Origin of the sequence: Flavobacterium anhuiense, assembly GCF_900101855.1 — a bacterium.
Taxonomy (GTDB): domain Bacteria; phylum Bacteroidota; class Bacteroidia; order Flavobacteriales; family Flavobacteriaceae; genus Flavobacterium; species Flavobacterium anhuiense.
Window position 1 is genome coordinate 155,309 of the sequence record NZ_FMVC01000009.1, and the last position, 14,285, is coordinate 169,593.

6 protein-coding genes and 1 tRNA gene are annotated in these 14,285 nt (G+C 34.1%); 3 read left to right on the forward strand and 4 right to left on the reverse strand.

The window, feature by feature from the left end; all coding sequences use genetic code 11:
* Window positions 1–20 precede the first annotated feature (20 nt).
* Window positions 21–4,871: a RecQ family ATP-dependent DNA helicase gene (locus BLP44_RS21210; RefSeq protein WP_091136012.1), complete on the reverse strand. Its 4,851-nt coding sequence runs from the start codon at window positions 4,869–4,871 to the stop codon at window positions 21–23.
* A gap of 212 nt (window positions 4,872–5,083) precedes the next feature.
* Window positions 5,084–5,156 (reverse strand) — tRNA-Met (locus BLP44_RS21215).
* A 117-nt stretch (window positions 5,157–5,273) separates the two neighbouring features.
* Here BLP44_RS21215 and era point away from each other — a divergent pair.
* The 3 genes from era (at window position 5,274) to BLP44_RS21230 (ending at window position 10,659) form a co-directional block, all read left to right on the forward strand.
* Complete coding sequence (gene era / locus BLP44_RS21220; RefSeq protein ID WP_091136015.1) at window positions 5,274–6,155, forward strand: GTPase Era; 882 nt, start codon at window positions 5,274–5,276, stop codon at window positions 6,153–6,155.
* A 279-nt stretch (window positions 6,156–6,434) separates the two neighbouring features.
* Entirely contained in the window at window positions 6,435–7,748 is a 1,314-nt protein-coding gene (der, locus tag BLP44_RS21225) for a ribosome biogenesis GTPase Der (protein ID WP_008467015.1), read from the forward strand.
* Window positions 7,749–7,905: 157 nt separating this feature from the next.
* Window positions 7,906–10,659 (forward strand): outer membrane beta-barrel protein, encoded by a 2,754-nt coding sequence (locus BLP44_RS21230; protein ID WP_066032628.1) that lies wholly within the window; start codon window positions 7,906–7,908, stop codon window positions 10,657–10,659.
* Window positions 10,660–10,791: 132 nt separating this feature from the next.
* Here the strand turns inward: BLP44_RS21230 and BLP44_RS21235 are convergent, their stop codons facing one another.
* Window positions 10,792–11,532: a DUF2490 domain-containing protein gene (locus BLP44_RS21235; protein WP_244511832.1), complete on the reverse strand. Its 741-nt coding sequence runs from the start codon at window positions 11,530–11,532 to the stop codon at window positions 10,792–10,794.
* Between the two features lie 145 nt (window positions 11,533–11,677).
* Window positions 11,678–14,239, reverse strand: coding sequence for a TonB-dependent receptor (locus BLP44_RS21240; RefSeq protein WP_091136019.1), 2,562 nt, complete (start codon window positions 14,237–14,239; stop codon window positions 11,678–11,680).
* Window positions 14,240–14,285: the final 46 nt, after the last annotated feature.

The window sequence follows — 14,285 nt, forward strand, 5'->3', positions numbered from 1 at the left end:
TAATAAAGAATATCTCATTTTTAATGATGTCTATTGATTTCAAAATAAAGCTCAGGTAATATAACTTTGATATCCTGTGCAGTTTCTTCTTTAAACCAATGCAATATGAAATTTACCTTCGCGCTTTTTAATTCGTACTGTTTTGATTTCATTATTTCGATTTTCTCAATGAAATGTTTTGAGAATTTCAACACAGATTGACCACTTGAGTTTAAGCATTCGTTACTTTCAACAAAAAGTATTTCTCCACACGTGAGTTGGGAAACTAAAGTTTGTCTTTCTATAAAGAAGTCAAGCCAAATATCTTTTAAGGTTGCATGAACAGCAATTTTATCAGGAGGCATATAAATTTCAAGATCATTTTTATGTTCAAGATTTTCAGCAGTTAAAAAATTGAGATAATCTCCATTTAAATGGATATTTAGATTGCGTTTGGCTCGAGTCATGGCTACGTACAATTGACGTTTAGCTTCATCTGTAATTGCATTAAAGTTTTCAAGTAAGAGATATACATTGTCAAACTCTTTTCCTTTAGCTTTATGAATGGTTGATACAAAAATTGTTTCGCCATTTTCACTATAAAAATCCTCCAATTTAGATTCCCTAATTAAAACTTCCAAATCAGATTTGTATTTTCTATTAGGATTAGTAGTTTCAAAATCTTTTATGATATTCTGACAAATCTCCAGTTTGTTGCTTTTACGGAAAGTGTTATTTAACTCAATTTTTGCCCTATCCCAAATTTCATCACTAATGGTGTAAACACCCGATTCTGAATCTATTTTATTCAATAAAAATCTAACTTCAACAAGATTGGACAAATTAAAACCATCATTAGATTGTATTAATTTTGCCATTATGCCATTTTTTAAAAGCAATCCTGCAACTTTTATAGCTTCTTCGTTAGTTTTCGTAATTACACAAGTAGTTCCAGAAAGATCTGCGTTGCATACGTCGTGTACCAAAGGTGTTATCAAATTGCCATTTTGGTGCGTAACAATCTTGATTTTTCCATTATCAGTTTGATTTGCAATAATTTGTGTTTCTTTTAGACGGTGCTGGATTTGTTGAACAAATTGATTTGTAAACATAACCAAATTGTTTTTGCTGCGATAATTTTCGACCAATTCATGTTTTATTGCTTTATTTTGATAGATGAACTGTTCAAGATATTTAGAACTCGCGCCTCTAAATTCATAAATATTTTGATCATCATCTCCAACTGCAATAACTCTCATATCCTCATTCTGCTCAAGCAAAGCGTTTATTAGTGCAAACTCATCAGAATTCATATCTTGGGCTTCGTCGATGACCAAAACAGTTTTAGTTATTTTATTAGTTTCAACATCACCGTTTTTAATTTTTTCGACTGTAGTGTTTAAAATATCGGTAGATTTTTCTAAAGTGCCAACCTTGCCTAAAAGATCAAAACAATAAGAATGAAATGTCTTAATTTCAATAAAATTGGCTGCATTACCTATAAGCTTTAATAAACGCTTTTTAAATTCGATAACGGCAGCTCTTGAGAACGTCAACATGAGCAATTGTTCATGTTTTACATCTTCCATTAACAATAGCGAAGCCAATTTATGGACCAATACCTTCGTTTTGCCACTGCCTGGACCTGCAGCAACAACGATATGTTGTGTTTCATTGTCTTTTATAATTTTTAATTGTGCGGGAGAAAGTTCTCCAAATAGCTGTCTAAATTTTGCTGGAGTAATATTTCTTTTAATCTCGTTCTGTCTTTCGCTTCCTTTAAAATATTTATTTAAAAAGGAACTGTAGTTGAGCTGAAAATAATCTTCTACAAACTGAAGTGCATTTTTGTAATCATTAATCATTCTTTGAGCATATTCGCCCACTATGTGAATTTGCTGGACTTTGCTTTCATAAAATTGATTGAGTTTTTGATAATCGTCTTTAGTATATCGTTTTTTATTATCCTGTTCAGTTCGCTCGATTGTTAAAGCATTATAAACCACAAGAAAACCGCCTTCGATCTTTATTGCTTCGATGCGCGAAAGATAGAATAATGTATCTTCAATGTCATAAATAGTTATTTCTTTTTTGAAAAGATTGGAGCTGTTATCATAAGCAACTTTTAGTTCGTGTACTGAAAACTCGACCAAAATTTCATCTTTATCTGTCTGGTTTTTTGCAGTTTCGGAACTGGTTTTGTTAAAAAAGAAGTCAACAATAAACTTTGCAAGTTCGTATCGTATTTCAAGTTTATCAGTTAATTGCTTCTTGCTTTGAAGGCAAAGTATTGCAATATGGTTCTTAAAATGATCTAAGTTTTTTCTTTTAATCCAGTTTTTAATAGACCAAAAGTTAATTATCGTTTTTATTTTATTGGTGTTTACACCTTCACAGCCCACTTTTTCAGCAAACTCATTTAATTCTTTCAAATGAAAAATACTCTCATCTTCTTTTAATATCGACAATAAAAACTTTTCAATTTTGCTGTATGACTCTACAATGGCTAAAGACCGATTTTTATTGTCTGTATTTTTTATAAATGCAGTCAAATCTTTGGCATCGGCCAGAATATTTTCTTCTCGCAATAAGCTTATAATATTGATGACTTCTTCTCGTACAATGCCTAAATGATCACTAATATAGTCTACTCTCGATTCTGGAGTTTCGCTGTTAGTTTCTTTTCTGCTTTTACTAGAAAAGAGTTTTTTCATAATGCGTACACCTTGTTCCTTTTGCTTTTCTTCAAATTTTTTCGAAGCTTCTATTTTGTTAATAGCTTCCTGTGCATTTTTAGATAAAATGCTGCTTGCAAACACCCTTGGCATGTTCTGTCCACGCTTTAAATAACCTGCATCTTCCAAGGCTGCTATTGCTGTAGTTACACGTGTTTCAATTTCTGCAACATTATCATCCCAACCTGCTTTTCGGGCAATTTCTAATGCAGAATTAGATACCTTAGATCGAAATCTAGTAATATCCTTTATTGCTTTCCAGACCTGCTGGATTTCTTTTATAGAAAGTTTGGTTTGGTTAAGAAGAATAAAATGTTTGCTGAGGTCTTCCTCATTAAACAATACAAAACAATCGCCTGATATATTTTCATCCCTGCCTGCACGTCCAGCTTCTTGAACATAATTTTCGAGCGAATCGGAGATTTCATAATGAATGACTAACCCTATATCTTTTTTGTCTACTCCCATACCAAATGCAGAAGTGGCTACCATAATTTGAGTTTCGCCATTTAAAAAGGAATTCTGGTTTTCATTCTTCTCCTTTTTGTCCATTTTCCCATGGTATGGTTTAGCATTAAAGCCATCTTTTAATAGCTGGTCAGCTAACTTATTGGCTTTAAGTGTTCTGGATACATAAATAATTGTTGGACAGTTTTTCTCTTCAATTAAGTCTCTCGTAGCCAAATATTTTTCTTCTTCATTTTGCTTTTCAAAAACTCTATACTGAAGATTAGTTCTTGATGCTTTTGATGTAAATAATTCAAGTTCGATTGATAATTTTTCTCTAAAATAGTCTCTTATGTCTTCAATTACCTTTTGTTTGGCTGTTGCGGTAAAGCAGGATACTGGTATACCTTCGTCTAGATTTTTCTTTTCTTGAATTAATTTTATAAAATCGCCAATATATAGATAATCAACCCTAAAATCTTGTCCCCATGATGAAAAACAATGAGCTTCATCAATTACAAAACGGGCTATTTTTCTTCCTAAAATTAACTTCTCGATAGTCTTTGAGCGAAGAGATTCAGGTGAAATGTATAGAATAGAAGCAGAGCCATCTTCAATTCTTTCAAATGATTTTGCTCTTTCAATTGGGTCTAATAGTCCATTAATAGTTACCGCTTGCGTTATTCCATTTTTTTCAAGGTTGTCAACTTGATCTTTCATTAAAGACTGGAGTGGAGAAATTATAATAGTTAGTCCTTTTGAGTTTTCGGCACTCATAAGTGCTGGAACTTGAAAAGTAATTGATTTTCCTCCGCCAGTTGGAAAAACAGCCAGAACCGACTTATTATTTACAGCTGCATTAACAGCTTTTTCTTGAAGAGGTTCGCCTCCATAAGTGCGATAAGAATCAAAACCAAAAAATTTTTTTAACCCTTTGTGGATGTTCAGAGCATTATTGCAATAATTGCATCCAGTTATGCAAGGTTTGCTTCGTAATAATAACATTATGCTTTCTACCTCAGGATAGTTCTTTAGAACCCAGGGAGGCGTAATGGAGTAAACGTTTCTGTGAACTATAAATGAATTAATAAGCGATAGGCAGTAAGCCAATTCAATGGGATGTTCAGCCTTTATTTTGCTAATATTTGAGTGTTCGCAAATTTCACCTTGGAATTTTAATCTAATCTGCGCTTCCAAATTGGATCTAGTACTCTTATAATTTATAAAACGAAAAAAAGCACCAAATTCTTTTGTGGGATGTAAAAGAGAATAAAAAATTTCTTTAAGTACTTCATCAATTTGTGAAAAAGCGGCAACTTCACCATTAAATAAATCACGAGCCTTAATGGAATCGTTTAATGGATTATTAAGTTCTTCTGTCTGAAGTTTATCATCTTTTAATAAAGCATGGTAAGGTTTTGTTGGAAATAGTAGGGGAGATAAATATAATGTATCAATTATGTTTCTAGGAGGAACACCAGCTTCATTGATAGTTTGGTCAATAAATTTAATATCATGATTTAAGATATTGTGACCACAGATATACTCGCTTCCTTTCAGAAACTGGGTAAAATTTCCTAGGGAAACACTATGAAAGCGATTACCATCTTCTTTAATTGCACCTATATCAAGGATTTTACCTTTAGCCGATTCGATTTCGGTATCTATAAAGGTAATTAACGAGGTGTTATTTTGTTTGTCTATTGCCATTAAACACAACGAGATTATATTTGGATTTTCTAATGAGAATAAATAGGCAAATATTTAAATAAGAGGATGATAGATAGCTAATTTAGCATTTAATTTCTAAAATCAAAACACTTTTGTAAATAAGCTTTTTTTTGTTAAATCGGGAGAAGCCATGGATGCGTTTTTGGTAAAAACAAAAAAGCTTCAGATTTCTCTGAAGCTTTTTGTCTGTGTAGCGGGAACAGGACTCGAACCTGTGACCTTCGGGTTATGAGCCCGACGAGCTGCCTACTGCTCTATCCCGCGATGTTTCGGGTGCAAAGATACGGCGATTTTTTAAAAATCCAACGAAAACTTTAAAAAATGTTTTATTTTCTGTATTGAGTTGATATGACTACCTTTGCATCTTAAAATATCATGCAAATGTCACATAAAGCAGGTTTCGTAAATATTATCGGAAATCCAAATGTTGGAAAATCAACATTGATGAACGCTTTCGTTGGAGAACGATTGTCGATCATTACATCAAAAGCACAAACTACACGTCATAGAATTCTTGGAATCGTAAACGGAGAAGACTTTCAATTGGTTCTTTCTGATACGCCTGGAATCATTAAGCCAGCATACGAAATGCAGGAATCGATGATGAACTTTGTAAAATCGGCTTTTGAAGATGCTGACATTTTAATCTACATGGTCGAAATAGGGGAGCAGAACTTGAAAGACGAAGACTTCTTCAAGAAAATCATTCATGCTAAAATTCCGGTTTTATTGCTTTTAAATAAAATTGATAATTCAAACCAAGAACAATTAGAACAGCAAGTGGCTTTTTGGAAAGAAAAAGTACCAAATGCAGAAATTTTCCCAATTTCAGCTTTGCAGAATTTCAACGTTCCAGAAGTTTTCGGAAGAATTATCGAATTATTGCCAGAATCTCCAGCTTATTACCCGAAAGACCAATTAACGGACAAACCAGAACGTTTCTTTGTTAATGAAACTATCCGTGAGAAAATCTTATTGAATTACGCTAAAGAAATTCCATACGCAGTTGAAATCGTAACAGAAGAATTTCATGAAACAGACAATATTATTAGAATCCGTTCGGTAATTATGGTGGAACGCGACACTCAAAAAGGAATCATTATCGGACATAAAGGTGCAGCTTTGAAAAAAGTTGGAACCGATGCCCGTGCTGATTTAGAGAAATTCTTCGGAAAACAAATTCATATCGAACTTTATGTAAAAGTGAACAAAAATTGGAGAAGCAACGCAAATATGCTGAAACGATTTGGGTATAACCAGTAAAAAGAGTTTTCAGTCTCGGTTTACAGTCTCAGTCTGAAAACTGTAACTGAATTGTAAACTAAAATATATCAAAAAAATAATTGCTAAAAAAGTAGTATGCTTTAGTTTGGAGTCCCATTTTGATCAGTTTTTTTGACTGAATACTTAAAACTGTGACTGCAAACTAAAAAAGATTACCTTTGCAAAAAATTTAAATAAAGCATTTTGGATTATAAGTGATTAGGTTTTTAGGAAGCTAAGAATCTGAAATCTAAAGTCTAAAATCTAAAATTCAATAAAATGAGTAATAACATTGTTGCGATAGTAGGAAGACCTAATGTAGGGAAATCGACCCTTTTTAATAGGCTGATACAAAGAAGAGAAGCTATTGTAGATTCAGTATCTGGGGTTACCCGTGATAGAAACTATGGTAAAAGCGAGTGGAACGGAAAAGAGTTTTCTGTCATTGATACAGGTGGATATGTTCGAGGATCTGATGATATTTTCGAAGGTGAAATCCGTAAACAGGTGGAGCTTGCTATCGACGAAGCAGATGTTATCATTTTTGTGGTTGATGTTGAAGAAGGGATTACGCCAATGGATGAAACCGTTGCAAAATTGCTTCGTAAAGTTACAAAACCAGTTTTATTGGCTGTAAATAAGGTAGATAATGCGATGCGTGAAAAAGACGCTGTAGAGTTTTATAACCTTGGTTTAGGTGACTATTATACTTTTGCAAGTATTTCTGGAAGTGGTACAGGAGATTTATTGGATGCCTTAATTGAAGCTTTCCCAGAAAAACCAGAGCCAGTTACACCAGAAGTTGAATTGCCTCGTTTTGCAGTTGTAGGTCGTCCGAATGCTGGGAAATCTAGTTTTATCAATGCTTTGATTGGTAAAGACCGTTATATTGTGACCGATATTGCTGGAACAACTCGTGACGCTATTGATACTAAATTTGACCGTTTTGGTTTCGAATTTAATTTGGTGGATACCGCAGGAATTCGCCGTAAAGCAAAAGTAAAAGAAGATTTAGAATTTTACTCTGTAATGCGTTCTGTACGTGCGATTGAGCATGCGGATATTTGTATTCTAGTAATCGACGCAACTCGCGGATTTGAAGGTCAGGACCAAAGTATTTTTTGGTTGGCGGAGAAAAACCGTAAAGGCGTTGTAATCTTGGTAAACAAATGGGATTTGGTCGAAAAAGATACCATGTCAACTCGTGATTACGAAGAGAAAATCAAAAAAGAATTGATGCCATTTACAGATGTGCCAATCTTATTCGTTTCGGCTTTAACCAAACAACGTTTATTGAAAGCGCTTGAAGCAACTGTTCAAGTTTACGAAAACAGAAAACAGAGAATTCCGACTTCAAAATTCAACGAATACATGCTGAAGGTGATTGAATCTTATCCGCCACCAGCAATGAAAGGGAAGTATGTAAAAATTAAATATTGCATGCAGTTGCCAACTCAAACGCCGCAATTTGTGTTTTTTGCCAATTTACCGCAATACGTTAAAGAACCTTATAAACGATACTTGGAAAATAAAATTCGTGAGAAATGGGATTTTGCAGGAGTTCCGATCGATATTTACATCAGAGAAAAATAAAAAAAAAATCCCCTTGAATAGGGGATTTTTTTATGTTTGGTGTCTTGATTATTAAAAGATCGGTTTTTGTATTGGCATCATATTTGGTTAAATGTAAAAAACACAATTAAACCTTTTCTGTTTTTTTTAGTCTTACCGATCTAACTAACCTAATTTTATGACCAGAATTTATTCATTTCTATTGTTTTTAGCTTTTGTTTATTCGGCAAACGCCCAAAATAATATCGTTATTAAAGGGACCGTAGTCGATATTAACTCGCAGCTTCCGCTTGAACTCGCCACGGTTTACTTCACAGCAGTAAAAGATTCAACCATTATTGAATATGCTACAACCGATAAAAACGGAAATTTTATTATCAATACTAAAAAGTTTGATAAGCCAGTTTTCTTAAAAGTAAATTATACAGGATACCAAGCCTATTTTGAAGAGCAAAAAGGGCTTACAGAAAGTAAAGATTTCGGAAAACTGTATATGCTTGAAAACGCCAATGTTTTAAATGAGGTGGTAATTAAAAGCGAAGCACCGCCAATTACCATTAAAAAAGACACTTTAGAATTTAATGCAGGCTCTTATAAAGTGCGTCCTGATGCAAATGTGGAAACATTACTGAAACAGTTGCCAGGATTTGATGTTGATAATACCGGAAAAATTACGGTAAATGGGCGAGAAGTCAATCAGGTTTTAGTCAACGGAAAAGCATTTTTTGATAAAGATGGCGCTATTGCCATTAAAAACCTTCCGGCTGATATTATTAAAAAAGTTCAGGTTTCTGATTTTAAAACCAAAAAAGAAGAACTGGCCAAACAAGAATCGACTTCAGATTATTCGAGTATAAACATTACCATTGACGAAAAGAAAAATAAAGGCTATTTCGGTAAAGTGCTTGGAGGATATGGTTCAGACGAACGCTATGAAAGCAGTTTAATGATGAACTTTTTCAAAAATAAACAAAAAATAAGCGTATTGGCTTCTTCAAACAATATCAACTCAACCGGATTCTCTATGGATGAGGTTTTTGATAATATGGGAGGCGGACGAAATGCTAAAGGCGGAAGTCAAGGCGCTAGTAGTGGAGGAAAAGGAATTACGCAATCTACTTTAGCCGGAATTAATTATTCTGATGATTGGACCAAAGATTTGGAGTTTATGAGCAGTTATAATTTTACAAATGCCGTGACTAAAAATGATAGCAAATCGAATCAGCTTAGTCTGTTGCCAACAGGGAATATTTTAACCGAAGCAGATTCTAAAACCAGAAATGAAAATACAGGAAACAAAGTCAATTTCGAGTTAGAATACAAAATCAATCCAACTATGCAGATTGTTTTTGCTCCTAAATTGAATTTATCTGAATCAAACAGCAATTCCTCTTCTTCGACTTTTTCTGAAAATGAAAATGGCGATGCGTTGAACGAAAGTACCGCGACATCTCATTCAGAAAGTTCTAATACAAGTTTTGCAAACAGCATTAATTTCAATAAAACTTTTAAGAAACAATCGCGAAATTTAAGTGTGGTTTTTAATAACAATAACACTAAAAATGATTCGAACGGAATCAATATTTCTGAGACTATTTTTTATCAAGATAATAAACCAAATGATGAAAGAAATCAGAATGCAAAAAATACATCAAAAAGCGATGCGTATTCGCTTGACTTAGAATACACAGAGCCTGTGACAGATTCGCTGAGATTGCGTTTTGGAACCGATTTTGATTGGCAGAGTTCTATGAACGATCAAAAGACATTTAATTTTGATGATGCGTCGCAAGAATATTCAGATTTAAACTTATCACTGACCAATTATACCACATCAAAACAAAATTCGATTACGCCAAAAGTGGGGATTACTTGGCAGAAAAGTAAATTTACGCTGAATGTAAATTCGAGAACATCAATTGTAGAGTTTGATAATCATTCCTTTTATTTAAATCAGGCTACAGATCTGAATAAAAGATATATGCTTCCGTACGGAACAGCCCAGCTTCGATACAAATTTAACCGTTCTAAAAACTTAACTTTCAAATACGATTACTCTAATGCGCTTCCGTCGGCAACACAATTAATGCCAGTTGCAGATTTAAATAATCCGTTAAACAGCGTAATCGGAAACCCAAATCTTAATCCGATTGAAAAAAGTACTGCGGGTATCGATTTTAAGAATTTTGATTTTAGAACGCGCTCAGGCTATAGTTTGTTTCTTAAAGGAGATTATTATAACAATGATATTGTTTCTACTTCGATTTATGATGATAGCGGAAAAAGAAATACAACTTACGTAAATATTTCAGGAACTTACTCGGCTTCGGTTGGAGGAAACTGGAATCAGCAGATTAAAAAAGATGCACACACTTTAAGATACGGGTTGCGTTTAAGCGGTAACTATAATTTTGATAAAGGATTCACTAATGCGGTTTTATATTATGCAAAATCCGTTGTAGTTACGCCAAGTGTTTACGCTTCTTATGATTATGGCGAAGTGCTTTCTATTGCGCCATCTTACAGTTTATCATACAACGAAACGCGATATGAAAATTTTTCAAGAGACGCGACTTCAAACGTAATTCACAGAATTAATATGCAGACAACTTCATATTGGCCAGCTAATTTAATTTTCGGAAATGACTTTGGATATACTTATAATTCGAATATTTCAGACGATTTTAAAAAGGATTTCTTCCTTTGGAATACAAGTTTGTCTTACGGATTTTTAGATAAAAAACTTTATGCTAAAGTGAAAGTATATGATGTTTTAAATCAAAACCAAAGTGCAACAAGAACCATTTCGCCAACTTCTATTCGAGATGAAGAGAATACAGTTTTAAAACGATATGTGATGTTTTCTTTAGCTTATAAAATTGGAAATTTTGCTGAAAGCAAAAAAGGAGGAAGGAGACAGAGAGGATCTTAGTTTTTAAGGTGCAAAGGTTCTGAGGAACAAAGGTTCAAAGGAGCAGAGGTTCAAAGGGACAAAGATTAAAAAAAACCGAAAATCAAATTTTTGATTTTCGGTTTTTTTATTAGAAAATCTAAAATCTAAAATCTAAAATTTCCGATTAATCCTATGATAAATCGTAAATCGAATAATATCACGATCATAGAAATCTACGCCGCTAGCGCGTCTTTGAAAGTTTTTTATGTAACCCAATTCTAAACCAAGATTTGGATTGAAATGATAACGCAAAGCAACGTAGAAACGATTTTGATCGAATGTATTTCTGCGATTATCTTTTCCGAAATTAAATAAAACTTCGTCAGAAATAGTGCCTTTTATGCTTCTCTCTTCTTTTTCCCAGATTGTAAACATAGATTGCAACCGGTATCTAAATCTATATGCAAATGAAAATTCATCCAAAAGTCCGTTTTTGTCTGTTTTTTGAATGAAGCGTTCTTCCAATTGAAAGCGGTTATGAAAGGTAATTTTAGCAATATCATTAATCAATGTTACATCTTGCTGAGCGCGGTATTCAGGAACAGAATAATCTGGATCGATGTTTGGATTTTGAGTATTCACACTAAAAAAAGCAAATCCAGCACCCAAATCTATCATTTTAGTTGCCCTGTAACGAGCTTGAGATCTTATAACAAAAAGATTTTCATGAACAGGGTTTACAAAGCTTCGATTGTCAAATTCAGAATGAATAGCCCACTTTTCAGATAATGGAAAAATATTGTAGTATCGAATCCAGGTCAAAGTCTGATGGTCGATATTTCTTTGGTTTTGCCCTGTAACCGTCTGGCAAACAAAGAGTATGGTGAAAAGTAATTTAAAAGATCTGCTCAAGAAAGATAAATTCAGGCTGCGAATTTATACAAATGATCTTATTTCTTTCTATTTTAAAATTTGTTTTGAAGGTTTTTTTGTGAAATAAAAAAAGGGACACATTTTAAAATGCATCCCTTTTTAATACTAAAACTAACTAACCACCTTACAGCGAATACTTAAATGTAACTCCGTAAGTTCTTTGATCACCAAGAACTCCAGCATATTGCCCTGTGTTACCACTTGCAGGCAATAATTGCTCATAGTAATCTTTGTTGAAAAGGTTTCTTCCCCAAATCTGAATAGATAAACCTTGCGAAGCACGGAAGCCTAAACGAGCATTAAAGATTGCGTAACCTTTTACAACTAAATATTTTGAAGCCGAAGGGCTTGAAGAAAATTCAGAACGAGCGTATCCGTCAGCAGCAAAGAAAATTTTTCCAGCATTACCAAAGAATCTTGCATTATCAGAAAGCTCACCTCCAAGTGAACCTGCCCATCTTGAAGCACCTGGCAATTCTGTTCCAGAAACATCTTTGTAAGATACTTGAACCCCATTAACAACAAGTCCTGTTTCTTCTAACGGAAGTGGCGCATTTGTAAATTTAACATATTTACCATCAGTATAAGTTGCAGCACCATTGATCGTTAAGTGCGAGCTGATAACAAAACTTGCGTCCAATTCTGCTCCTCTTACACGTACTTTATCTGCGTTAGCAAGATAACCGCGATTTACTCCTAACTCAGCTGCTTGAACGTTGGTTTGGAAATCTTTGATATCAGTATTAAAGAACGTTAAGTTGAAGATTGAATTTTTGAATGGAGAAGTTTTTACGCCAACTTCATAATGATATACTTTCTCAGGTTTAATCACCGCAAGTTCAGTCATTGGTTGTCCCGCAGAGTTTGATGGAAGCCCTGCTACGTTAACTCCAACAGGTTTGTAACTTTTAGCAGCTGTTGCATAAATATTGATTTTGTCTGATGCTTTATAAGTAAGCGTGATGTTTCCAGAAAAGTCTGTATTGTCTGTATCTGAATCAAATGCCTGATCAGAGTAAACTGATTTTTTCAAAGCCAATAGGGCTGGATCTGTAGTTTGAAGACCTCCATAAGTTTTACGAGAATAATGAGCGTCTTTTTTATCAAAGTTATATCTTAAACCTGGTAAAACATGGAAACGTTCTGTAAGTGCCCAATCAATCTGACCAAATACGGCAGCACTAGAAGCTCTAATTCTTGCATCAGTATGAATTCCGTATCCTTCAAAAAGACCTGGAGTTTTCCATAGTGGACTAGTTGAGCTTTGAGAGAATCTCCATTGTGCATTTCCAGATTCTTCTGTACCATTTGTTTGAGAAGTCTGATCAATAAAGAATACTCCTGCAACACCACTAATTTTTGAAGTTAATTGTCCAGCATAACGAACTTCTTGTGTAACCTGAGTTTGTCTTGTTGGATTCTGAGATTTAGCTAAAACTTGTAATCCTGTGAAATCTCTGTCATTAGATGGATCCCAGTTCCAAAAACGCCAAGCAGTTGTAGAAGTAAGCGTACCGCCACCAATTTTAGTGTCAATGTTTAACGAAATCCCTCCTAAATCTTGTCCAGAACGCCAAGGAGTGTCATGATCAATCTTACGGTCAAAAGCATTTAAACTTGGCAGCTGATAGTTTAAATCTTTAATAATAGCATCAAACTGACGGTATGCAGCTCTTTGAGTAGGAGCAACACCAGCAACAACCTGAGCATATCCGTCAGGACGCTGTGTTGTAAGATCTCCTGCAAAAGTAACGTTTGTGTTTTCTGTCGGAGTCCATAATAATTGTCCTCTAAAACCTTGATTGTTTAAAGTGTTTGTTGGTCTTCCTGTAACAACGTTGTCAATTAGACCATCACGCTGAGTTCCTGAAAAAGATAAACGACCAGCAACTTTTTTTCCTAATGCTCCTGTTATAGAAGCTTTAGCTTGTAAAAAAGCATAATTTCCATAACTAATTTCGAAATCTGCTCCTGGTGTAAAACTTGGTTTGCGAGAAGTGATATTAAAAGCTCCTGAAGTAGTATTTTTTCCAAATAAAGAACCTTGTGGCCCGCGCAATACTTCGATTTGCTCTACATCGATAAAATCTAAAGTAGTTGCTGCTGGACGAGCGTAATAAACACCGTCTACGTAGAAACCAACTCCAGGATCGATACCATCATTGGTAAGCCCGAATGGTGAACCTAAACTTCTGATGTTGATTCCAGTATTTCGAGGGTTTGAAGAATACAATTGTACAGAAGGAACCAATTCTTTAATACGGTTAACGTTAAAAGCTCCAGCTGCTTCGGCTTGTTTTCCTGTAACAACAGAAACGGCAATTGGCACATCTTGAACCTTTTCTATTCTTCTTCTTGAAGAAACGACAACCTCAACAAGTTTGTTTTCTTCACGTAAAGTGATTAATAATGGAGAAGCTGGTATAGCTGTAATTTCAAGTTCGGCAGTATTGTAGCCAATATATTGAACTAGAAGTGTAAGAGGTAATTTTCCTTGAGATTCGATTGAAAATCGTCCTTCAGAATCTGTAATCGTGCTAAAAGTTGTTCCTTTAATTACCACATTGGCTGCTTCTAAAGGGATATTTTGATCAGTAGTGACAACCCCTTCAATTTTTTGGGCAAAAGAGATTGAGAACGTTAAAACTGCAAGTATTGTAAATATGTTTTGTAAAGATGTTTTCATTTTTATATTAAGTATATGTGATTAGTAGAATTTAATATTAAATTTT